The organism is Salinibacterium sp. NG22, from assembly GCF_015864925.1.
Taxonomy (GTDB): Bacteria; Actinomycetota; Actinomycetes; order Actinomycetales; family Microbacteriaceae; genus Rhodoglobus.
On the sequence record NZ_JADYWG010000001.1, the window covers coordinates 740,657 to 763,372 of the forward strand.

Consider the following 22,716-nt stretch of genomic DNA (forward strand, 5'->3'; position numbering starts at 1 on the left):
GAGGCGTCACAGGGCCGGTGTGGCCTCGGGCGGCCATGTGCGCGGCAACGGCAGCACCACAGGGTTGAGCCGTGCTACGACCTCGGTGAGCACGCGATAGGTTTGCGTCTCCCCCACCCACAAGTGCTTGCCACCCTCGACGGCGACGAATTCCAGTTCAGGCACCGAGGCAAAGCGCTGCGCAGCTTCTTCAGGCCGTAAGTAGTCATCGAGCTCGGGAATCACCGCAACCAAGCGACGCTCATTTGCTGCCCACGCGGCTACGTCATCCGCAGTCGCACGATGCAGCGGCGGCGAAAGCAAAATTGCGCCCGTGATCGGATGCTGCAAGCCGTACTTGAGTGTGACCTCTGTGCCAAATGACCACCCAAGCAACCACACGTTGGGAAGCCCGCGTTCACGCACGAAGTCCATTGCCGCTGCAAGGTCGTGCGCTTCAAGCTCGCCCTCACCGAACGAGCCCTCTGATGTTCCGCGGGGAGAGGTAACCCCACGGAAGTTGAAGCGCAGCACAGCGATGTCGGCGAGTGCCGGCAGTCGAGCGGCAGCTTTGCGGATGATGTGCGAGTCCATAAACCCGCCAGCCGTCGGCAAGGGGTGAAGTGTGACGAGCGTCGCTGCGATGTGGCCGGACTCCGGAAGCGACAACTCCCCCACCAGGGTGAAGCCGTCGTCGGTGTGCAGCTCGATATTCTCGCGCACCGCCGGGAGCTCGGTAGCACCCCGAATGGGTTCGCTTGCGGGAGTTTCGTTCACAGCAGTTTCGTTCACAGGGTACGGCTCACAATCTGATCTTCCAGCAGTGCTGATGCCAGTGGCGGCGGGCGGCGAGGTCGTCTGCGGACCCCATGATGCCGTCAGCACGCCACGTAACGGTGTGCGCAGTGCCCGAGGTGATCGTTTGCGAGCATCCGGGGCACGTGTAGTTCTTTACGGCGTTAGCGGGCGAGACAGGCTGAACGTTCCATTCGCCGTCACGCTTCATTTCGGTGCGCCGCGAGCCAAACAGTGCCTGCCGGAGGTCACCGTTGTCGTCGTCGTCGGGACGACGCCGCCCGCGGGGGCGATTAGAACGAGGCATAGCTCAAGCTTATGCGGTGACGCGAGACGGTCTAGTACCAGCCGTTGGACTCTGAATAAGCCCACGCGCCACACGGAGTTCCGTAACGGCCCTCGATGTAGCTCAAGCCCCACGCAATCTGAGTTGCGGGGTTAGTAGCCCAGTCCGCACCCGCAGTAGCCATCTTGCTGCCGGGAAGCGCCTGCGGGATGCCGTAGGCACCACTCGACGCGTTCTGGGCATAAACGTTCCACCCAGATTCGCGGTTCCACAGGCTGACGAGGCAGTTGTACTCACTCGTGCCTAGGCCTCGGGCAGTGAGCATAGACAGCGCAATCGCTTGGGCAGTGCCCGGGTCAGGAGTGCCAACAGCCGGCGCTTCAGGCGCGGCGACAACAACAGGTTCTACGACAATCTCTTTGATAGTGAGTTTGTCGCGCGAAACTTCGTTCACAAAGCCTTCGGCAACAGTGATCGATTGCACTTCTGCGCGCTGCACGGTGCTCAACGGCGCCGGAGCGGCCGAAACAGTACTCGCCGGCGTCGGAGCAGCCATCATCAACGTCGCAATGAATCCCAAGCTCACTGTCGAAGCGAAAGCAGGCAAGCTCCACGAGACGCGTTTGTGCCGCCCAGAAAGATCCGCGCTCTGACTCTTGGCCTGAGCGCGGAGGATTGCCGCATGAGATTTAATAAACAAAGTACGACGATGCTAACGGACAGACCTGAAAAAACAGAGGGAATTAGCGAACGGCGAGCATGACGTCGATGACAGAGTCGATGAGGTAATCGACCTGCGCTTCGCGATAGCCACCCTTGGCGCTGCGGAAAGCCGCCGTGCGCACGCGATCGATCGTGAGCGGGGCACCGTGCTGGAAGTAGTCGGAAAGCTCCTGAGCAAACGCATCAACGTCTTTGATCGAGTATCCGATGGTGAAAGAACTTGTGCGCGCGAATTTCTTGCCATCGCGTCGTGCCAGACGGTTGAGAATTTCTTGCGCTTCGGAGCGAGCGTTGGCGTACCAGGCAGTCTCCCCCAGTTCCGCAATCGCACGATCACGCTCGCGAGCGGCGAATGCGTCTTCAAGGCGCTCCAACGCGGAGTCGACGTGTACCGGCGAATATCCACCCTTCTGCATGGCAAAAGCCAGCTTGCGGATGGTGCGAGACGACACGACTGACGAGTCGCCGCGATCGGCGGTGTAGGCACGACGCGCCTCCTCGAGGAAGTCCTCGACCTGGTCGACGTTGTACCCGAGCTTTGACTTTCGGCTACGAGGAAATGTGGTGCTCACGGTTCTATTGTGCCTTACGAGAAGATAAGAAAGAGTGCATAGCCCGCTGCGGCTGACAAAAGCGACGAATCTACGCGATCCAAGAAGCCGCCGTGGCCCGGAAGCCACGTACTAATGTCTTTGATCCCGAGGTCTCGTTTGATAAGTGACTCCGCTAGATCTCCCATGGTTGCGGTGCCCAAAATGACGAGGCCAAAGATGAGTCCAACCCACCAAGGCTGATCGATCATGAAGAGGGCAAGCAAAATGCCTGCAGTGATCGCCGCAAGCGCTGCTCCCGCAAACCCTTCCCAGGTTTTGCCGGGGCTGATGTTGGGAGCCATCTTATGTTTGCCAAACGAAAGCCCGCTCGCATACGCCCCGATGTCACTGACAACGACAACGATCAACATTGCAAGCGTCCACCACTGACCGCCGTCTTGAGCAGTGAGCAGCACTGTGAAGCTTGCCAAGAAAGCAACATATAGCATCACGAAGACGCCGGCGCCAAGGTCGCGCATGATCGACCGCACCGAGCCACGGTGACTCGGCATCACGACTACTTCAACGAGTCGCCACAGCCACACGAACACAATGCCACCGAGCGTGACAAACCACTGGCCTTCAGCCTGCCAATAGAACGACGCCGGAACAACCGCGACTGCCGCGATGACCGCTGCCACTCGCGGAATCTTGAGGCCTGCAAAACGAAGCGCACTGGCGAGCTCGAATGCTGTGAAGGCAACCAGCACGCCGGCAAAGAGCATGTACAGCTCTTTGACAAAGATCAAGCTGAACAACAACGCAAGACCCAGCCCCAGCCCCACGGTGAGAGCCATCGCCAAAGGACGCCCTGTGCGGGCGTTAATCTTGTCGTTTGTAGCTCGAACGTGAGCTTCGAATTCGGAGACCATTAGACCTCGAGCAGTTCAGCTTCTTTGCGCTTGAGAGCGTCGTCGATTGTGTCGACGTGAGCCTTCGTGCTCGCTTCTAGTTCTTTCTCGGCGCGCGCGACCTCGTCTTCGCCGACCTCGGTGAGTGCCTCAAGGTCGTCTTTCGCCTTACGGCGCACGTTGCGAAGCGAGACACGAGCCTGCTCAGCCTTGTCGCGAACTACCTTGACGAACTCTTTACGGCGGTCTTCCGTCAGTTCCGGCAGAGTGGCGCGGATGACATTGCCATCGTTTCCGACGCTTGCACCGAGGTGGTGAGCGCCTGCGATTGCCTTCTCAATGTCTTTGAGCGCGGACTTGTCGAACGGGGTGATCAGGAGAGTACGAGCCTCTTGGTTCACCATGGACGCAAGCTGCTGCAACGGTGTGGGGGTTCCGTAGTAGTCCACGAGGACCTTCTGGAACAACGCCGGGTTAGCGCGGCCGGTACGAACCGTGCCGAAGTCATCTTTGGCAGCTTCTACTGCCTTGTTCATCTTTTCGCTAGCCTCGGCTAGAACATCACTGATCACGGGGCACTCCTCTGGGTCTCATCCAAGTTTAGCGTGCAGAGGCGTGAACAACTGCGGTGCGGCACTCGGAAATCGTTTAGCTTGGGTGGTGTGGGGGGGCGCTGAGCGCTATCCGTGCACGCGAGTGCCGATTTGCTCTCCCACAATGGCGCGCGTGAGGTTGCCGGCAGGCTCCATGCCGAATACGAGCATAGGCATCGCATTGTCCATGCACAGGCTGAAGGCGGTCGAGTCGACAACCTTGAGGCCCTGCACGAGAGCGTCCTGGAAGCTGATTGATTCAAGCTTGCGGGCATCCGGGTTGCTACGGGGGTCAGAATCGTAGACGCCGTCGACACCGTTCTTAGCAACGAGCACTTCTTCAGCACCAATCTCGAGAGCGCGTTGAGCGGCGACAGTATCGGTGGAGAAGTACGGCAAGCCTGCACCGGCACCGAAAATGACGACGCGGCCCTTCTCAAGGTGGCGTTCGGCGCGCAACGGAATGTACGGCTCGGCGACCTGAGTCATCGCGATGGCCGACTGAACGCGGGTAGCGGTACCCGCTTGCTCGAGGAAGTCTTGGAGGGCGAGGGCATTCATAACGGTGCCCAACATGCCCATGTAGTCAGCGCGACCGCGGTCCATTCCTCGCTGGCTGAGCTCCGCACCACGGAAGAAGTTGCCACCACCGACGACGATGGCGATCTCTACGTCAGCGGCAGCCGCAGCAATCTCTTTGGCCAGGGCCGAGACAACGTCGGGGTTAACACCCAACTGTCCGCCACCGAATGCTTCTCCCGACAGTTTTAGCAGCACTCGGCGTTTGCGTTGAATTGTCATCGTCTTCTTTCCCTAGCGGTTCTCTATTACAGGGTATTGCGTTGCGGAGAGTTCAGCACGGGCGCACAGCACATTCGCCGCAAACACCGTGATGGGCCGCCTGATCCGCGGCGGCACACAACAAAGGCCCGAGGCAATAGAGCCTCGGGCCTTCATCGATATGCGTGTTAGGCGCCTACCTTGAAGCGTGCAAAACCAGTGATGGTGATGCCCGCGTCAGCGGCAACCTTGGCGACCGAAACCTTGTTGTCGCGAGCGTAGTCCTGGTCAAGCAGGGCAACCTGCTTGAAGAACGCACCGAGACGACCTTCAACGATCTTGGGGAGAGCAGCGTCAGGCTTGCCCTCTCCGCGGCTGATTTCTTCAACGATACGACGCTCGTTCTCGACATCATCTGCCGGAACGTCTTCACGCGAAAGGTAGGTCGGAGCAGCGAACGAGATGTGCTGCGCGATTCCGCGAGCGGTCTCTGCATCGTCACCCGTGTATGCGACAACAACGCCGACCTGCGGAGGCAAGTCCTTGTTGGTGCGGTGCATGTAGACCTCGAACGAGTCACCCTCGACCTTGGTCAGGCGACGCAGTTCGAACTTCTCACCGAGAATCGCAGCCTCATCGTTGATGAGCTGTTCGACAGTCGACGACCCAGCGGGGGCCGCGAGGCCCTCTTCTACGGTCGACGCGCCGGACTCAGCAACTGCAGTAGCAACGGCCTCGCCGAGAGCAACGAACTTGTCACCCTTGGCAACGAAGTCGGTCTCGCAGGCGAGCTCGATGATGGTGGTTGATCCGCCAGCGGCTTTCGCGGCGATGAGGCCTTCGCTGGTGGAACGGTCAGAACGCTTTGCGTTGCTCTTGGCACCGCGCAGACGCAGGAGTTCGGTGGCCTTTTCGAGGTCACCGCCTGCCTCAACGAGAGCGTTCTTGGTTTCAACCATGCCGGTGCCGAGGCGCTCGCGCAGGGTCTTGAGGTCTTCGAGGCTGAAGTCTGCCATTGTTCGAATCCTTACTTCTTGTCGTCAGCTGCGTCTGCAGCCTTCGCGGGGGTCTTCTTTGCTGCGGGCTTAGCGGCGGCCTTTTCAGCCTTTTCCTCTGCCTTGGCGGGCTCTTCGGCCTTAGCTTCTTCAGCCTTGGGCTCTTCAGCCTTAGCTTCCTCAGCCTTGGCTTCTTCGGCCTTGGGCTCTTCGGTCTTTGCTGCAGCGGCATCCGCGTCAGCCTGACCAAGAAGCTCAGCTTCCCATGCAGCCATGGGCTCTACTTCTTTGCCCTCTTCTGGCTTCTGGTGACGCTGAATGAGGCCCTCAGCAGCAGCGTCAGCAACGATGCGCGTGAGCAGACCAACCGAGCGGATGGCGTCGTCGTTACCCGGGATCGGGTACGCAACGTCGTCGGGGTCGCAGTTGGTGTCGAGGATGGCGATAACGGGGATACCAAGCTTGTGAGCCTCGTCAATAGCGAGGTGCTCCTTCTTGGTGTCAACGATCCAGATCGCCGAAGGGGTCTTCGTGAGGTTACGGATACCACCGAGGCTCTTCTGCAGCTTCACAAGCTCGCGCTTCTGAATGAGCAGTTCCTTCTTGGTGAAACCACGAGTGGTGTCGTCGAAGTCGACCTCTTCAAGTTCCTTCATGCGTGCAAGACGCTTGGAAACCGTCTGGAAGTTGGTGAGGAGTCCACCGAGCCAGCGCTGGTTGACGTAGGGCTGGCCTACGCGCAGTGCCTGCTCAGCGATGGTTCCCTGTGCCTGCTTCTTGGTACCGACGAAGAGGATGGTTCCGCCGTGGGCGACCGTCTCCTTGACGTAGTCATAAACAGCGTCGATGTGACCCAGCGACTGCTGAAGGTCAATGATGTGGCTGCCCGAGCGCTCGGTCAGAATAAAGCGCTTCATTTTCGGGTTCCAACGACGAGTCTGGTGTCCGAAGTGTACGCCGCTGTCGAGCAGCTGGCGGATGGTTACGACGGCCATGGCCGTTCTCCTTTTCTGGCTCACTGGCGCGCGTGGCGGCAATGGCCTTCTCAGTTAATATTCGCGACCGGTTGGCGCGAATCCTAGTGCCCGGGCATACCTCCGCCCCCAGCGCAATGGTGCACGAGAGGGGACTGAGTGGAGATAGCGGCCGTGTGCTGCGGTAGTTGTACTGCAGCGGGGCACGCGTAGTCACCGCGAATACACGCGGTGCTGCCAAAATCATACCATCGCTCCCCCACAACAGCATCACCGCGGAGAGGTTTCCCCGGATGTGCGTTTCGACCTCCATCGGGAGTGCCGAAACAGCACGCTGAATGGATGTTTCGAACCCCTTCAGCAGTGATTCTTGCGTTTCTCGTGGTGGCCGTTGCCGGCGCGGGTGCGAACGCCACCACGCCCACCGGCTGGGACTGGCCCGTGGAGGAACCGCATCCGATCATCCGCCCCTATATCGCCCCTGACACGGCGTATTCGGCGGGACATCGTGGAATCGACATTGGCGCTGGCACCACGACTGAAGTGCGAGCTCCCTCCGCGGGCGTCGTGCACTTCGCGGGAGTCGTTGTAGATCGCCCCGTGCTGTCATTGCGGCACTCTGGCGGGCTCATCACGAGCTACGAGCCTGTGACCACCACGCTCTCGCGCGGCGATCCTGTGCAGCAAGGAGACGTGATTGGCGAGCTGCAGCCCGGACACTGCTCGGTCACGTGCATCCACTTTGGCGTGCGCCTCGATGGCGAATACGTGTCGCCGCTGAATTACCTCGGCGCAATCCCTCGCGCGATACTGCTGCCGACACGAAAGCCCTAGTCGAGCCCGAGCGCATAGCGCCTGCAGGCTCGACTAGGGCGAGCATCCGAGTTGTGCGTTGACTAAGCGTCGATGCTGTGTTTCGGCGAGTGGTCACCCTCGGCGTGCTTCGGAGCGTGATCTTCGGTGTGAGACGGAGCGTGTTCGCGAACGTGCTCTGCTGCGGCACGCTTCGGCGTGCGCACTTCTGCACCGACCGAGATCACGCGGCCCGGCCACCAGAACTTCTCGCCAAGCATGAATGCAAGCGACGGCACGATCACCGTGCGAACAAGGAGCGTGTCGAGCAGCACACCAATGCAGACGATGATCCCAATCTGCGTGAGCGTGATGAGCGGCAGAACACCCAACACAGCGAACACCGCGGCGAGCAAAATACCCGCGCTCGTGATGACACCACCGGTCGAGGAGAGCGCGCGAATCATTCCCTGGCGCGTGCCGTGCTCGACCGCTTCTTCTCGAGCCCGCGTGACCAAGAAGATGTTGTAATCCACACCGAGGGCCACGAGGAAGAGGAAGCTAAACAGCACCACATTGGTATCGATCGCCGGGAATCCGAAGACCGACTGGAACAGCAACCAGCTCGCACCGAGGCTTGCAAAGAAGGAGGCAAGCACCGTGAGCAGCAACAGGATGGGCGCCACGAGCGAACGCAAGAGCAGTACCAGCACGATGAAGACCAGACCCAAGATAAGCGGGATCACCAGATCTTGGTCATGCTGCTGGGCACGCTGCACGTCGAGAGCCTGCGCATCCAACCCGCCGACGAGCGCATCAGCACCATCGATCGTGGAGAGTTCAGCGCGGAGAGCCTCAATAGCGGCGAACGAGCCCTCAGTTTCGGCCGCGTCATCCAACACCACGCTGATCTGCGTGATGGTGTCGGTGCTTTCAGCGATCCGTACAGCGTCGACGCCGTCCACACTCTCTGCAGCCTGGGCCGCTTCCTCGGTGTAGTCAGAATTCACGATGACGGATGCCGGCGAACCACTACCAGCGGGGAAGGCATCAGCAATGAGTTCCTGACCTTGAACCGCTTCGGGAACCTGCGTAAAGCTCTCGGTCTGCGACAGCCCAATCTTGATCTGCGGCACGCCCAAGGAAAGGGCGCCCAGTACGACTGCTCCCAAGATAGCGACGGCAACAGGCTTCTTGGAGACGAGAACGCCCAGCTTGTGCCAGACACCGCGCTCGGCGCTGCCTTCCGTGCCGAACTTGGGGATGTACGGCCAGAAGAGACCACGACCGAACAAGACGAGAGCGGCCGGCAAGACAACGAGCGCGAAGATCATGGCAATAACGACTCCCGTGGCACACGCGATGCCGAGCGCACGGTTGCCCTGCAGCTCCGCGAATACGAGAGTGAGGAGGGCGAGCACAACTGTGCTGCCACTGGCGATGATGGCGGGGCCAGCTCCGCGCAGAGCCCGCGACATCGCCTCGCGACGGTCTTCTTCCAAGCGCAATTCGTCGCGGTATCGAGCGATCAAGAGCAGCGCGTAGTTGGTGCCGGCACCGAAGACCAGTACCGAGAGAATTCCAGTGACCGAGGCATCCAGCTGGATGCCGGCGAGCGTGGCCACCCGGGCCGCGACGATTCCGGCAAGACCGTCAGCGGTACCAACAACGATGAGCGGCACCAGCCACAACCAGGGGCTGCGGTACGTCACGAGCAGGAGCACCGCGACAACAATCACGGTGGTGATGAGAAGGGTGAAGTCTGCGCCTTCAAAGACGGCGGCGATGTCGACTGCGAATCCTTCTGGCCCACTCAGGAGAGCGGAAAGCCCGCTCGGAAGGTCAGCGTTGGCTTCGGTGCGAATCTCGTCTGCCCGCTCGGCTTGTTCGCCGGCCTCGGAGAGTGTGTCGAGCGGAACGGTGACGAGCGCTGTGGTGCCGTCGTCGGAGAACGAGGCTGGCGGAACGAATCCTTCAGCAGAGAGGTCGCTGAGCGACGCTGTCGCTGACGTGATCGCCGCGATGTCGTCGTCGGTGAGGTCGGCGCCGTCACGGGTGTAGACGAGCAGCGCCACGGTGGAATCCGCGCCGGGCAGATCTTCTGCCGCTGCCGCAGCCTGGGCAGATTCGGCGGAATCCGGCAGGCCGATGCCGGGAAGCGCGCCCTCCTCGTTGCCCGAACCCGCGGCGAAGATCGCTCCGGCCGCAAGAAAAGCGGCAACCAATACGATCCACGAAGTGCGGCGGGCGGTGATGAACGTCCTGAGGCGAGACATCGCTCTCCTTCTGAAGAAAAGTACTTCGATTAATTAGATATTAGACAAGTTAGAAACCTACCGGTAAAGTAAAGACCATGCAACCCACCGAGCCCCCCATGGAGCGACCTCAAGCGCGGCGCCCCACCCAGCTGTTGCGCGACATCCTCGATACGAGTGAAGAGTTCGAACAACACGTGGGCCGCACACTCTCGGTGAACGCCACCGACCTTGAAGCGATGGAACACCTGATCATGAGCGGCCCCCTGCCGCCCACCGAACTATCTCGGCGCCTCAACATCTCAACCCCTGCCGTCACCGCCGTCATCGACCGCCTTATCGGAGTCGGTCATGTCACGCGCGCCCAGCATCCGACCGATCGCCGCAGCATCGTTGTGGTCCCCAACCCGCGCTCCGTGGAAACCGCGATGGCAACCCTCATGCCGATGATCATGGGCATCGATAGTGTTCTCGACAATTTCGATGACGACGAGAAAGACGTCATTGAGCGCTACCTCGACCAGGTCGTCGCCATCTATCGCGCACAGTTGCCCGAGCCCGCCGACGTTCCCGCCCCCAAGCCGGCCGTTGCACCACCCAAGATCGACCTGCCCGGCCCCCGTCGCACCTCGTGGAAGCCAGAGACTCACATCAGCAACGGGCCGCTTCTTCCCTAACGAGCAGCGCACACCGCGCGGATGATCGCTGCTCGCTGGTGATGGTTGAGCGCGCGCGTTGGTTAAGCGCGCGGATGCGCCGTGCGATAGCTTTCGCGCAACCGCTCAGTCGACACGTGCGTGTAGAGCTGGGTAGTGCCGAGGCTCGCATGCCCCAAAAGTTCTTGAACAGCGCGCAAATCAGCGCCGCCATCCAACAAGTGGGTTGCGGCCGTATGTCTCAGCGTGTGCGGACCGGACCCACCCGAACCAGGAACGTCCGCCAACAAATGCGCGATCACTTCATACACCGTGCGCGCACTGACCCGCTTGCCGCGGGCACCCACGAATAGCGGTGCAGCTCCCCCGTTTTCAGCGGTGAGCTGAGGTCGCCCGCGCTTGAGATAGTCAGCGATCGCGTGCTGAGCTGGGATGCCGAAAGGCACCACCCGCTCCTTCGAGCCCTTACCCATGACGCGCACCGTTAGTCGGGAATCATCCACGTCATTCGCACTGAGCCCGACAAGCTCGCTCACCCGCAACGCAGACGCGTAGAGGAGCTCGACAATGGCCCTGTCCCGCAACGCGACGGGATCCGCCGTGGATGCCCGCGCCTCAACACTCTGCAACATCTCGGACATCTGATCGCGATTGAGAACCCGGGGCAAGTGCCGCTCGGCCTTGGGAGCCTTGAGGCGAGCCGCGACATCCGCTTCGATAACGTTATTCTGAGCCAACCACGCGCTGAAGGCTCGCGAAGCAGCAGCCCGACGCGCCAATGTGGCTTTCGCGAGCCCCTCTTGGGATGACTGCCACAACCACTCTCGCAAGAGCTCGAGATCGAGGTCAGCGGGCTCTGTCGCCAGACGTTCGGCAGCGAATGTGACGAGGTTGGTGAGATCAGAGCGATACGACCGAACCGTGTGCACGCTGAAGCCGCGGTCTGCCGAGAGGTACTCGACGAACTCATCAACACGGCGCGGCAGGCTCACCCCTCTATCGTGCTGCATGCTACGAACAATATGCCTCGGCACGATAGCGTTTCGGGATGACCACTCAGGCCCCACAACCCCACGCTGGCACTGCGCTCGTCACCGGAGCGACCTCCGGCCTCGGGGCAGAGTTTGCCCACCAACTAGCTGCAGCCGGGTACAACATTGTCTTAGTCGCTCGCGATCGATCTAGGCTCGACTCTGTCGCGACCGAGTTGCACTCGCGCTACGGCGTCACGACCGAAGTGCTCAGAGCCGACCTCACTAACGTCGACGAACGTGCCCTCGTGGAACAGCGACTGCAAGCGTCGGATGCTCCCATCAGCTACCTGGTGAACAACGCCGGCTATGGCCTGCCGCAAGAATTCGAAACGAACTCCATCGATGATGAAGAGCGCATGCTGGAGATTCTCGCGACCGTCCCGCTGCGCCTCAGCCATGCCGTGCTCAGTGGAATGCTGAGTCGCGGTAGCGGCACCGTGCTCACCGTCGCGAGCATTGCCGGCGGAGCACCGCTCGGTCTCTATAGCGCCGCTAAATCGTGGCCGCTGAGCTTCAGCCGCTGGGCAAATGCCCACTACCGCCACCGTGGCGTGACATTCAGCGCAGTCGCGCCCGGATTCGTGCGCACCGAATTCCACGCTCGCCTTGGCATTGAGCGCGCCGACATGGCGCCGCGATGGATGTGGCTTGATGCTGGATTCGTAGTTCGTTCCGCCCTGCGTGCAGCAGCACGCGGTCGCGCCGTGTCGGTGCCGAGCGTGCGCTACAAACTGGTCTGGGGCCTCATGAAAGTGGCCCAACCAGTGATCATGGTGTTCGTGGCGAGAGCAAGCCGCGCTGGCGACGACAGCACCCTCGGGCGCTAACGGATTCTAAAACCGCGCGCTTCGACCTCGTCTTTAAGATGATCGCGCATGGCAACTGAAGGCCCAGTGACACCCTCGGGCTTGCTCGTGCGGCGGGCAGTGTGCTCAGCCCAGCCGTATTCCGCATCCGGAATCTGCACGCCCCCACTCGCGACCTGACGCCCGGCATAGAGGCCATTGGCAATCATGACGTCGTCATAGTCGCTGACGTGCTTCTCGACTTCGGCACCCGAATACTGCTCACGGTGCACGACAGCGTCACTCGACAACCGGGGCTTGCTCCCCCGACGCACACCCGCGCGCGGATAGCCGAGCGTGAGACCGGCAACAGCAAAGACTCCCAGCGGCAGGCCCAGTTCTTCGGCAATGGCCGTGGGGTTGTTGCGCACAGAACCAATCGGCACAGCCCCCAGGCCGAGCGACTCGGCCGCCACCAGTGCGTTCTCTAACGCGAGAGTGGCATCGATGGATGCCGTCAAGAACATCTCGAGGTTGTCGGCGTCAAAGCTGTGCCCCTGACGCTCGGCGAGGTAATGGAAGCGCGATACGTCAGCGCAGAATATGAGCATGACGGGCGCCTCGGCAACGTAACGCTGGTCGCCGACCAGGTGAGCTAGCCGGGCACGACGCTCCGCATCCTCGACGACGATGATGCTGAATGCCTGCAAGTTGGACGACGTAGGAGCACTGCGGGCCGACACCAAAATGGCATCAAGGGCTTCCGCCGCAATCGGGGTCGCTTCAAAGCTACGGATGGACTCGTGGCTCGTGAGCACCCGGATCGTGTCCGTAATGAACTCGGGCGAAATCTCCCGCCGCTCTTGTTCGATTCGAGATGCCGGTGCGGTGTGTGTCGAGCCCAAAGTCATAGCTCAATGATTTCACGGTGCACTGGATGCTTCGTGCAGGCGCGACGCGGGCGAGAAGCGCGCATCACGCCCGAGCTAGTCGGATGCCGCCACTTCAGCCGCATTGAACGTGGAGTTCTTGGCCGAGAAAGTTTCGAGTCGCTGCTCGGGCGTCATCGATTCGATCTGAGCCCAGGCTTCAGACGAGTGGCCGGTAATCTCGGCGGTGTCACCCACCGGGATGATCGAGTGCACGGTCTGCTTGTCGTAGACATGAACGACGTTAACGGACTGCCCATAGTCGACGCCGGAAAGCAGCCGTTCGTGGGCGCTGAGGTCGAGGGTGTAACACGTTGCGGACGCGACTGAAACGGGGATGCCAGCGAACGTCGAATGCGTCGAATAGTGCAAGTGGCCTGCCAGAATCGCGCGAACGTCGCTGCCCTCGAGGACCTCTGCAAGCCGTTCTTGGCGCTGCAATTCGAGCATCCCCATCGCCTCCAACATCGGGGTTGGGATGGGTGGATGATGCACCGCAAGAAGAGTGCCATGCGGGGCCGGGGTGGCGAGCTCCGCGCGCAGCCATTCCAGCTGTTCGTCGCTAATGTTGCCGTGGTGGTAGCCGGGCACGGTGGTGTCGAACGAGATGATGCGCAACCCGTCGATCATGTACACCCGGTCTTGCGGGGCATCCGACTCTTCGTCAAAAAGGAGTGACGAGTACTGGGCGCGCTCGTCGTGGTTGCCCATGACCCAGATGATCTCGGCGTTCATTCGTTTGGCCGCGGGTTCGACGATGGCGCGCAAGCGCACGTAAGCATCGGGCTCGCCCAAGTCGGCGAGGTCTCCCGTAAACACAATGGCTTGAGGGTGCGCCGTCGAACGCTCAAGCTGGGCCAGCGCCTGCTCGAGGTGATCAATCGTGTTGACCGCACCATAGAGCGGTCGACCGCCCGCGAGCAGATGAGTATCACTGACATGCGCGATGACGTGGCTGGGTGCTGGGTACTGGCCGAGTTGAATCACACGGCAAGCCTAAGCCGCACGGCTGTCATCCACCGTGAATTTCTAGATTGTGGTGGGGCGCATTCCCGCAACAGGCAAGATCACCGAGTCGATGGAGGAGATCACGAAGGCGCGGTACGCCACCAGCGCTTGGCCTATCGTGCAGAGCATCTCGCTACTGCAGCCTTCAGCGATCCCGCACCGCACCCGCACCCGCACCCGCACCCGTGCAAAAAGTACTCGATTTGTCGCCGCGTGGGGCTCAATGAGGGCAGCGTGCGCTTCCAACACCCCGCGCCGAGGACGGAGAAGTAGCCGCGTCGCTCAACTAGAAATGCCCGCTCCACAACTGTGGGGCGGGCATCTCTTCGCGGTCGCGCTCAACTAGACGCGCGCACGTGGATAACTAGTTGTTCTTAGGGATTATCGGCAGCTGAACTGTTCCGGTACGCACGCTTTCGAGAGTGGTATCGAACTCTTCAGTGATCTTGTCGCTGTTCTTGAAGGTGAGCAGGCTCACTACTACAGCAACGATGATGTTAAGCGCGAAGCCAGGAACGATCTCGTACATCGCGCCCGTCAGTACGGGAACGTTGCCCCAGATAACGACGGTGACTGCGCCAGCGATCATTCCAGCAATCGCTCCGACGCTGGTCAGCTTGCGCCAGAAGAGCGACAGGATAACGATCGGTCCGAACGCGGCACCGAAGCCAGCCCACGCGTAAGCGACGAGGCTCAGGATCGACGAGTCGGGGTCCCACGCGAGAATGATCGCGACGACCGAGACGATCAGTACGCCCATACGACCCAGGATGACCTGAGCCTTAGGCGTTGCTTCCTTCTTGGCGACGATCTTGAAGAGGTCCTCAACCAGTGCCGATGACGACACGATGAGCTGCGACGAGATCGTGCTCATGACGGCGGCGAGTACTGCTGCGAGGACAAGGCCCGCGATCAGCGGGTGGAAGAAGATCTGCGCAAGTTCGAGGAACACGCGCTCAGGATTATCAAGCGTGAGCTCAGGGTGCTGCTGGAAGTACGCAACACCGATGAGGGCGGATGCCATGGCTCCGATAACGGAGATGATCATCCAGCTGATACCAATGCGGCGACCGGCTACGGCGTCTCCAGGAGAGCGAAGCGCCATGAAGCGTACGAGGATGTGCGGCTGGCCGAAGTAACCAAGGCCCCACGCTGCTGCGGAGATCGCGGCGAGTACTGTTCCGCCGGTGAAGAGGCTGAACATATCGATTTCGGTGTTCGCGGCACGGATCGATTCGATCGTGTTGGCGACTCCACCGGTCTGCGTGATGCCAACAATGGGCACTGCGATGAGGGCGAGGAAGATCATGATGCCCTGGACGACGTCGGTGTAGGTTGCGCCGATGAATCCGCCGAAGAGGGTGTAGAGGACGGTTACTCCACCGACAACGAGCATTCCGATCCAGTATTCAGAGCCGAATGCGCTCTGGAAGAAGACGCCACCGGCGACCATTCCGGAGGATACGTAGAAGGTGAAGAAGACGAGGATGATGATTCCAGCAGTGACGCGCAGAACGCGTGACTTGTCGCGGAGACGGTTCTCGAAGAAGCTCGGCAGTGTGATCGAGTTTTTGGAAACCTCGGTGTACGCACGCAGTCGCGGTGCGACAAATTTCCAGTTGAGCCAGGCACCGATGGTGAGGCCGATGGCGATCCAGCCTTGGAAGAGGCCACCAAGGTAGAAGGCGCCGGGGAGTCCGAGAAGGAGCCAACCTGACATGTCGGATGCTCCAGCACTCAGCGCCGCGACTCCGGGGCTGAGCTTGCGGCCAGCGAGCATGTAGTCGTCAAGGTTGCTGGTGCGCTTGTACGCCCACCAACCGATCCCAAGCATTGCGGCCAAATAAATGACCATCGCGATAATTTGGAAGAACTGATCGTTCATTTTGTCGCCTTTCCTTTACACATCCGTGGGCTAAGCCTGTCTACCCTCGCAGAGATAAGGATTAGTGACAATCTAAAAAGCCCGACATGAAACGTAAAGAAATCTAATGATTACTGCCTCAAACGCAGTGATGTGGCAGAATTCTCACGTTTGCACAGGAGTCTTGCGCGACGTGCGCGACATTCACAGCTTTCACCCCTTGCGCCCATACGGCGCAAACCGCGCTAATTTTTCGCCGGACAGCACCTTTAGCTGGCCGGCAGGTGTGATCGTGACGGCCGGCACCCCGGCTCTCTTTCACAGACAGCCTCTTAGCCGGCATCCAACACTGCATGCGTGCGCAACGCGATGTGCACGTCCAGACTCCGAGGTCCTTCGCGCCACCCGGGGAGCAACTGATCGAGTCTCTCCATCCTTTGGCGCACGGTGTTTTCGTGAATAGAAAGACTCGAAGCAACGCCGGATACGGAACCCTGAGTGTCGAGATAGCGCAAGGCAGTTTCCAACAAGCGCTCATCCCGGGACGTGCCGCCCATTAGCGGCCCCAGCTGATCAGCGACGTAGAGTTCCGCAGATTCTCCTGAGCCTCCTACTGCAAACGCGACCACACCAAGAGATGCTTTTGCCGCCAGTTCTCGTGGCCGATGCAAAGCGCGCATTGACCTGGCTAGGCGCGCAGCCTCGGCGTACGCGGTAGGAATATCAGCTTCGGATACCGCAGCTGCTATTCCCCCGAAATAGGTGAACGAACCGATGCATTCGGACAGGCGTTCCGCCCTCGAGGGAAAACTGCGAACGATGACGATGATCGATCCCCGCCGCTCGGCCGCGATCGCATCCCTTCCCATCCCTTTGCGCAGCGATGCCAGCGCCGCGCGACGCGCATTCGGGTCTTCGATCGCGATGACCGTGACCTCCACGCTCCCTGTTCCCGGGAGCCCTAAACGCACAGACGGCCCGGAACCGTCACGAGCTGGTTCGATCACACGCTCGACCACTTCGGATTCCCTGAAATGCCGCGCATCCTCTATCGCTCGTTCGTACAGCAGTGAGATCGAGATAAACGTTGCCATGGTCGGCGCGAGCGCCTGAATAAGACGCGGGTCAGCATCGGACACTTGGATTGCGCCTCCCGCATCAAGAGGGATCGAAGTAGCACTATCAGCCAGGCTGGAACCTTCGTCGCTGTCGCCAATTGTGACGCGCCCCCTCACCACCGTTGACGCGATCTCGAGCAGCTCAACCGTGCCCTGGCCAGCAGCGAGCGCCGCCGAGAACTGATCGGATGCCCGAAGTTGGATGGTCTCGACTTCAGAGCTCGACATGAGATTGTCAATCTCGCGCTTCGATGTTTCGGCTTGGGTCTCCAGCCGCCTCCGAAGGTTGTACACGTCGACCGCAATCGAACCGATCAGTGCGGCCTCGACAAGGGTCTCTTTTTGACGTTGCGTAAAAGCTCCAGCGGTGCGATTCGCGACGGTGAGCGCACCGACCACATCACCGCCGGCACGCAGCGGCGTACTCAAGATTGCCCGCACGCCTTCGGATGTCACTGCCTCATCCACCGACTCGATGTGCAGCCTCGAAACATCGCGCAAGTAATCGGCAGACTCGGTCATGAAGCCGGCCGCCGCCATCCCGAGCACTCCCGTGCCGATGGGCATGCGGATCGCAGCGTATTCAGGCGTCAGGATGCCGTCGGAGAACTGAATCTCAGTAGTGCGGGTCGCGCTCTCGTTCAAGCTGAGATACGCGAGTTCACAACCAACCGCAGAACGCACTCGTCGAACGAGTCCCGTGAGGATCAAGTCAGGGTCATGAAGCGCAGAAATGTCTTCTGCCACTTCGCGCAGTATGGGAGCTTCCGAGCCTATTTGTGGAGCCATGGACATATTCTTTCACCAACTTGTGTACTGAGCACATAGGAGGTCACCGGCGGAGAGCAGCACAATTGCTACATGTTCAAGGGAGAACCCGGTAAATGAGAATCCTCGGTGCAGTGTTGAGAACATCCGATGCTCTTCGCCCCTACTCAACGTCGAGCCCTCTCACGATCGAGCAGCTCGAATTGGATCCGCCTGGGCCCCACGAAGTTCTGGTCCGGATAGAGGCGGCAGGGATCTGTCACTCTGACCTTTCCGTCGTCAATGGCTCCCGCCTTCGGCCGTTGCCTATGCTGCTGGGGCACGAAGCCGCAGGGATCGTCGAAGAAATCGGTTCCGATGTCGCTGGCCTCTCCATCGGGCAACGTGTTGTTGCGGCGTTCCTCCCCCGCTGCGGCACGTGTGCGGCTTGTCAGACCGGCGGCCGCCTTCCCTGCACGCCTGGGTCACACGCGAACGGCGAAGGAACCCTTCTTGACGGAAGCAGACGACTGCATTCGGGTGACGAGTCCATCGCTCATCACCTAGGCGTCTCAGCATTCGCCACTCATGCCGTACTGGATGCTCGATCTCTCGTCGCCGTCGGAGCGGATGTGCCTCCGGATATTGCGGCCGTCTTGGGCTGCGCCGTGCTTACGGGAGGCGGCGCTGTGCTCAATGCTGGTCGGCCGACTGCCGGACAGACCGTCGCTGTCGTCGGGCTTGGCGGCGTCGGCATGGCTGCGCTGCTGGTTGCCGCATCCGTTCCCGGGGTGACGGTCGTTGGCATCGATGCGAATGTGGGCAAACTCGGCTTGGGCCTGGAACTCGGTGCTTCCGCAACGTTTACCCCCGAGCAAGCTGTCGATGCTGGTTTCACCGCAGACGTCGTCATTGAGTGCGCGGGCGTCGCGCGAGCGTTCGAAACCGCTGTCGCGCTCACCGCACCCGGTGGGCGCACGGTGAGCGTCGGCCTGCCCGGGCCCGAAGCGGAAGTGCGCATCTCTCCACTGCAACTCGTAGCGGAAGCTCGCGAGATCGTCGGCAGCTACCTCGGTTCAGCGGTTCCGTCACGCGACATCCCCTTCTACGAAAATTTGTGGCGTCAGGGCCTACTGCCTATTGAGAACCTCATCACCGCTCGCATCGAGTTGAAAGATATTAATGAGGGATTCGAGACTCTGGCAAACGGCGATGCTGTGCGGCAGATAATCGAGTTTCCCGAAGTGAGCGTGTGATTGTGAGCCTACTCACGCGTTCGCTACAGACCGCCGGTGATGTGAAACTTCACCTCGAAGGCGCCGGGACACCGAGAATTCTCATGATCCACGGGCTCGGGTACGCGAGCTGGGAAGCTCAGCGATTGCGGGCCGCTTTGGGCCAGGACTTCGGGCTCTGGAGTCTCGACAATCGCGGCACTGGCCTCTCCGGGGACACTGATGCGTCGTCATCGATCGCGGACCTCGCGGCGGATGCTGCTCTGGCAGTGGAGTCTCTGGGCGGACCGCTCATCATTGTCGGCCATTCCATGGGTGGCTATATCGCCCAGACTCTTGCACGGTCTCGCCCGGATGTCGTCCGCGGGCTGGTTCTCGTCAGCACCAGTTGCGGGGGCCCTGGCGCTGATCCGGTTCCTCAATCGACGGTGGATGCGTGGGCTAGCGCCCGCGGACTCACGCCCGCCGAGTACGCCAGGCGCACCATGCCGCTGTCGTTCAGCGAAGACTGGCCACACCAGCATCCTGACGAGTTCGAGAAAATACTGAGCGAGCGAGCCATGTACCCAACCAGTGCGTCGGTGTGGCAGAGGCAGTTCGATGCTGCGCAACAGTTCATGGCGACCGGATCTCCGTGTGACTTCGTTTCTCCCACGGTGATTATTCACGGCGCTGCCGACCGCGTTGTGCCGGTGGCCAACGGACGACACCTGGCCCGTCAGCTGCCTCACGCCGAGTATCACGAAATCTCGGAGGCGGGGCATTTGCTCCAGCTGGAGCAGCCACAGCTCATCGCCGATCTGATCACCACTTTCATCACCAATCAGCTGCACTAAGAAAGGAAATAATCATGCCCGACATCGAGGTTGAGCCCGGAATCACCATGCATTACGAAGACCGTGGAACCGGTGAAGCAATCGTTTTCGTTCACGGCTGGGGAGGTAGTGGAGATGCGTGGGACCTGCAGGTCTTAGACCTCGCCCCGTCGTACCGTTGCATCACTGTGGATCTCCGCGGACACGGCACCTCTGACAAACCGTGGGGAGACTATAACTACGATCTCTTCGTTCACGATCTCCATGTCCTCGTTTCTGAACTAGGCCTCGAGCGCGTAACCCTCGTCGGATGGTCGATGGGCGGCCATATTGCGCTCAAATTTGCTCATGAGCATCCCGAGAAGCTTGCGCGTGTGGTTGTCACCGGAAGTGGCCCCCGATTCTCTGGCACTGAGAATGCGCCTTATGGCACTCCCGAGGGAGAGGTTCAGGGGCTTGTCGAGGCGATCAAGATTGCGCCCATCGAGACCATCGCTGGACTGTATGGAAACAATTTCCATCGCACTGATCTCACGGCGACCCGCGATTGGTTCGTTCAGACTGGCTGGAAGGTTCCGGCGTTTGTTGGCGTCTCGAGTTTCCAGGCTTTGCTCGACACCGATCTGAGCAGCGCTCTACCGTCGGTACAGACTCCGGTGCACATTTTCTCGGGGCGGCACGACGCCATCTGGGACCCGCGTTGGAGCGAAGAAACTCACCGTTTGCTCCCCAACTCGACTTTGACCTTCTTCGAGAACAGCGGACACGTTGCATTCATCGAGAACCGGAGTGAATGGAATGCAACGCTCGTCGACATCCTTGAGGGGCGTGCGCCCGCCGAATCGACCGGAGCCGTCGCACCGGCAGAGTAAGACAGCTGGCTCGGTGCTGGGCTGCGCGGTTACCGCGTAGCCCAGCACCGCTAGCCGCAAAAGTCTGCGTGGTAGCAGCTCACGAAGCAGAGCCCAGACCTGTGTTTAGGTCTCGTAGACTAGCGCCACTATGACGCTTGCCCTAGTTCTCGCCAGTCTCGCGACGGTCCCGGCTGTTCCTTTTACGCAAGTAATTGGCATTTCGGGCTTCGGCGGTGCTGGTAAATCAACACTTGCCCGGGAGCTCGCCGCGGAGCTTCCGGGATGCGTGCGTATTCGGGGAGATGACTTCCTCAACCCTGAGAAGTCACATGAACGTTCCTCTGACTGGTCGGGAGTTGAGCGGCTGCGGCTTCGCAGCGAAGTGCTTGACCCCGTGCGGAGAGGCATTTCGGGCTCCTTTAGAAAATTTGATTGGGCTGCGCGCGCTCTGGGCGCTGCGGAACCCTTGCCGGTAGCCGAAGTTGTCGTCGTGGATCTGATTGGGCTATTTCATCCTGAGCTCGCGGGAGCTTGTGACCTCACCGTGTGGGTTGACGTGGAACTCGAGCAGGCAACCGAACAGGGCAAGGCCAGAGATCGCCGTTTGGGGCGCGATCATGAACGGTTATGGAACGAGGTGTGGGTGCCTAACGAGCAAGACTTTGTTGAGCGCTTCGACCCGCGGTCCTCTGCCGATGTTCTGTATCAGCAGGGGCAGCTCCTCACTGATTGAAACACGAGTTGCTACTCGTTGAGGGAATGAATGACGGACGTTAGCGCCCACCGGTTTTCGCGGCGCGCTTCCACCCGCGCTCCGTTTCGGCGACGCGACCGTCGAGTTCGAGCAACCCGAGCTGGGCGCGGACCGTGGAGATCGCGAGGCCGCTGCGCGCGGCAATGTCATCGGTGGTGCGGGCGCTGCGAGCGCTGAGGGCGTCGAGAAGGCGTGTGGTCTCGGTGTTGGCTTGGCTGCCAACATCCGGATGCTCACTCGGCGTTTGTGTAGTGCCCCCGGAGTCTGTCGCCTCGTCGACCGATAGGAGCGTTTGCTCGAGGGGTGCGAGCTCGGCCATTTGGTCGGGGTTGGTGACGCACACGGCGTCATAGTCACGGATGAGGCGGTGGCAGCCTGCTGAGGCAGCGCTCGTGACCGGCCCGGGCACTGCACCGAGCGGGCGCCCGAGGGCAGCGGCGTGACCTGCCGTGTTGAGCGACCCCGAACGCCAGCCCGCCTCAAGAACGACCGTCGCCATGCTCGCTGCAGCTATGAGCCTGTTGCGCTGCAGGAATCTCCACTTGGTGGGTGGTGAGCCGCACGGCAACTCCGAGATCACGACGCCGTTTTCGACGATGCGACCGAGGAGCGCGTCGTGGCCGCTCGGATAGAAACGGTCCACTCCCCCGGCGAGAAAGGCGACAGTGAGTCCTTGGCTGGCGAGAGCAGCGCGGTGGGCCATGCCGTCGATTCCGTAGGCGGCGCCCGACACGATCGTGTAGCCACGATCGACGAGACCGGCGGAAGCTTCCATCGTGATGTGTTCGCCATAGCCGGTCGCCGCGCGCGCACCGACGAGGGCGATGCCGCGATCGATTCCGGCAAGAGCTTCGTCGGTTCCGCGAACCCAGAGCGCCGAGGGTGCGTGCCAGTCGAGATCGTTGAGGCGCGACGGCCACAGGGGGTCGTCGGGCGTGAGCAGGCGTGCGCCAAAACGGGCGGCCTGCCGCAGAGCGATGAGCGCGGTGTTGGACTTGAGCCGCGGCATCCAGCGCTCGATTGCTTGAGCCATGTCGCCATCAGCCACCGCGTCACCGCCCGTTGACAGAGCGGCAGCGAAGCGTTCTGGTTCCCACCGTTCGACAACGCCGGCGAGTGCTCGCACGGCACCGAGTTGCTGAATGGCGCAACCAGCAAGACGATCGCCGGGTTCCGCAAGGCCACTCCATGTTGCACGCGCGAAGCGTTCTTCGATCGCGTCGCGGTCGAGATCATCACCGCCGCCAACGCTGACTGCCTTCACAAGGGTGGCGACTTCTGATTCTTTGAGTCCAAACATG

Annotated in this window: 23 protein-coding genes; 7 read left to right on the forward strand and 16 right to left on the reverse strand. The window is 60.9% G+C overall.

Features of this window, described 5'->3' with window-relative positions; all coding sequences use genetic code 11:
- Nucleotides 1-6 precede the first annotated feature (6 nt).
- The 9 genes from I6E81_RS03625 to rpsB all read right to left on the reverse strand — a co-directional run bounded on the left by I6E81_RS03625 (nucleotide 7) and on the right by rpsB (nucleotide 6,590).
- A complete protein-coding gene (locus I6E81_RS03625) occupies nucleotides 7-771 on the reverse strand; it encodes an alpha/beta fold hydrolase (RefSeq protein WP_307784097.1) in 765 nt (254 codons plus the stop codon).
- A 10-nt stretch (nucleotides 772-781) separates the two neighbouring features.
- Nucleotides 782-1,081, reverse strand: a complete 300-nt coding sequence (locus I6E81_RS03630) for a hypothetical protein (protein WP_197106028.1) — start codon at nucleotides 1,079-1,081, stop codon at nucleotides 782-784.
- A gap of 31 nt (nucleotides 1,082-1,112) precedes the next feature.
- On the reverse strand, nucleotides 1,113-1,760 hold the full coding sequence (locus tag I6E81_RS03635) for a lytic transglycosylase domain-containing protein (RefSeq protein WP_231599665.1): 648 nt from the start codon (nucleotides 1,758-1,760) through the stop codon (nucleotides 1,113-1,115).
- Between the two features lie 43 nt (nucleotides 1,761-1,803).
- Nucleotides 1,804-2,355: a DivIVA domain-containing protein gene (locus tag I6E81_RS03640; protein ID WP_197106029.1), complete on the reverse strand. Its 552-nt coding sequence runs from the start codon at nucleotides 2,353-2,355 to the stop codon at nucleotides 1,804-1,806.
- A 14-nt stretch (nucleotides 2,356-2,369) separates the two neighbouring features.
- The gene (locus I6E81_RS03645; RefSeq protein ID WP_231603853.1) at nucleotides 2,370-3,173 is read right to left on the reverse strand and encodes a phosphatidate cytidylyltransferase; all 804 of its coding nucleotides are present in this window, start codon (nucleotides 3,171-3,173) and stop codon (nucleotides 2,370-2,372) included.
- Nucleotides 3,174-3,247: 74 nt separating this feature from the next.
- A complete protein-coding gene (gene frr, locus I6E81_RS03650) occupies nucleotides 3,248-3,799 on the reverse strand; it encodes a ribosome recycling factor (protein ID WP_197106031.1) in 552 nt (183 codons plus the stop codon).
- 108 nt (nucleotides 3,800-3,907) lie between these two features.
- Nucleotides 3,908-4,621, reverse strand: a complete 714-nt coding sequence (pyrH, locus tag I6E81_RS03655; RefSeq protein ID WP_197106032.1) for a UMP kinase — start codon at nucleotides 4,619-4,621, stop codon at nucleotides 3,908-3,910.
- A gap of 167 nt (nucleotides 4,622-4,788) precedes the next feature.
- A complete protein-coding gene (gene tsf, locus I6E81_RS03660) occupies nucleotides 4,789-5,616 on the reverse strand; it encodes a translation elongation factor Ts (protein WP_197106033.1) in 828 nt (275 codons plus the stop codon).
- Between the two features lie 11 nt (nucleotides 5,617-5,627).
- Nucleotides 5,628-6,590 carry a 30S ribosomal protein S2 gene (gene rpsB, locus I6E81_RS03665; RefSeq protein ID WP_197106034.1) on the reverse strand — a complete coding sequence of 321 codons (963 nt, stop codon included), beginning with the start codon at nucleotides 6,588-6,590 and terminating at the stop codon, nucleotides 5,628-5,630.
- Nucleotides 6,591-6,911: 321 nt separating this feature from the next.
- Between rpsB and I6E81_RS03670 the strand changes: the two genes are divergently transcribed.
- A complete protein-coding gene (locus tag I6E81_RS03670) occupies nucleotides 6,912-7,403 on the forward strand; it encodes a M23 family metallopeptidase (protein WP_197106035.1) in 492 nt (163 codons plus the stop codon).
- A 62-nt stretch (nucleotides 7,404-7,465) separates the two neighbouring features.
- On the opposite strand, the gene I6E81_RS03675 is transcribed toward I6E81_RS03670, so the two are convergent.
- Entirely contained in the window at nucleotides 7,466-9,637 is a 2,172-nt protein-coding gene (locus tag I6E81_RS03675; RefSeq protein WP_231603854.1) for an MMPL family transporter, read from the reverse strand.
- Nucleotides 9,638-9,714: 77 nt separating this feature from the next.
- On the opposite strand from I6E81_RS03675, the gene I6E81_RS03680 reads away from it, so the two are divergent.
- Entirely contained in the window at nucleotides 9,715-10,293 is a 579-nt protein-coding gene (locus I6E81_RS03680) for a MarR family winged helix-turn-helix transcriptional regulator (protein ID WP_197106036.1), read from the forward strand.
- Between the two features lie 62 nt (nucleotides 10,294-10,355).
- Here I6E81_RS03680 and I6E81_RS03685 read toward each other — a convergent pair whose 3' ends face one another.
- A complete protein-coding gene (locus tag I6E81_RS03685; protein WP_197106037.1) occupies nucleotides 10,356-11,282 on the reverse strand; it encodes a tyrosine recombinase XerC in 927 nt (308 codons plus the stop codon).
- A 38-nt stretch (nucleotides 11,283-11,320) separates the two neighbouring features.
- On the opposite strand from I6E81_RS03685, the gene I6E81_RS03690 reads away from it, so the two are divergent.
- Entirely contained in the window at nucleotides 11,321-12,133 is an 813-nt protein-coding gene (locus I6E81_RS03690) for an SDR family oxidoreductase (protein ID WP_197106038.1), read from the forward strand.
- Here the strand turns inward: I6E81_RS03690 and I6E81_RS03695 are convergent.
- The 4 genes from I6E81_RS03695 to I6E81_RS03710 all read right to left on the reverse strand — a co-directional run bounded on the left by I6E81_RS03695 (nucleotide 12,130) and on the right by I6E81_RS03710 (nucleotide 17,799).
- A complete protein-coding gene (locus I6E81_RS03695; RefSeq protein WP_197106039.1) occupies nucleotides 12,130-13,002 on the reverse strand; it encodes an NADPH-dependent oxidoreductase in 873 nt (290 codons plus the stop codon). The two genes, I6E81_RS03690 and I6E81_RS03695, sit on opposite strands and share 4 nt — an antisense overlap.
- A gap of 75 nt (nucleotides 13,003-13,077) precedes the next feature.
- Entirely contained in the window at nucleotides 13,078-14,007 is a 930-nt protein-coding gene (locus tag I6E81_RS03700; protein WP_197106040.1) for a phosphodiesterase, read from the reverse strand.
- Between the two features lie 385 nt (nucleotides 14,008-14,392).
- Nucleotides 14,393-15,913: a sodium/proline symporter PutP gene (gene putP, locus I6E81_RS03705; RefSeq protein WP_197106041.1), complete on the reverse strand. Its 1,521-nt coding sequence runs from the start codon at nucleotides 15,911-15,913 to the stop codon at nucleotides 14,393-14,395.
- Between the two features lie 311 nt (nucleotides 15,914-16,224).
- The gene (locus I6E81_RS03710; protein WP_197106042.1) at nucleotides 16,225-17,799 is read right to left on the reverse strand and encodes a helix-turn-helix domain-containing protein; all 1,575 of its coding nucleotides are present in this window, start codon (nucleotides 17,797-17,799) and stop codon (nucleotides 16,225-16,227) included.
- Nucleotides 17,800-17,894: 95 nt separating this feature from the next.
- Here I6E81_RS03710 and I6E81_RS03715 point away from each other — a divergent pair, with 95 nt between their 5' ends.
- From I6E81_RS03715 to I6E81_RS03730, 4 genes are all read left to right on the forward strand, one after another.
- On the forward strand, nucleotides 17,895-19,013 hold the full coding sequence (locus I6E81_RS03715) for an alcohol dehydrogenase catalytic domain-containing protein (protein WP_197106043.1): 1,119 nt from the start codon (nucleotides 17,895-17,897) through the stop codon (nucleotides 19,011-19,013).
- A 2-nt stretch (nucleotides 19,014-19,015) separates the two neighbouring features.
- Complete coding sequence (locus I6E81_RS03720; protein WP_197106044.1) at nucleotides 19,016-19,828, forward strand: alpha/beta fold hydrolase; 813 nt, start codon at nucleotides 19,016-19,018, stop codon at nucleotides 19,826-19,828.
- 14 nt (nucleotides 19,829-19,842) lie between these two features.
- Nucleotides 19,843-20,679: an alpha/beta fold hydrolase gene (locus I6E81_RS03725; RefSeq protein WP_197106045.1), complete on the forward strand. Its 837-nt coding sequence runs from the start codon at nucleotides 19,843-19,845 to the stop codon at nucleotides 20,677-20,679.
- A gap of 130 nt (nucleotides 20,680-20,809) precedes the next feature.
- On the forward strand, nucleotides 20,810-21,394 hold the full coding sequence (locus I6E81_RS03730; RefSeq protein WP_197106046.1) for a uridine kinase: 585 nt from the start codon (nucleotides 20,810-20,812) through the stop codon (nucleotides 21,392-21,394).
- Between the two features lie 40 nt (nucleotides 21,395-21,434).
- Here I6E81_RS03730 and dprA read toward each other — a convergent pair whose 3' ends face one another.
- Nucleotides 21,435-22,715, reverse strand: coding sequence for a DNA-processing protein DprA (dprA, locus tag I6E81_RS03735; protein WP_231603956.1), 1,281 nt, complete (start codon nucleotides 22,713-22,715; stop codon nucleotides 21,435-21,437).
- Nucleotide 22,716 lies beyond the last annotated feature (1 nt).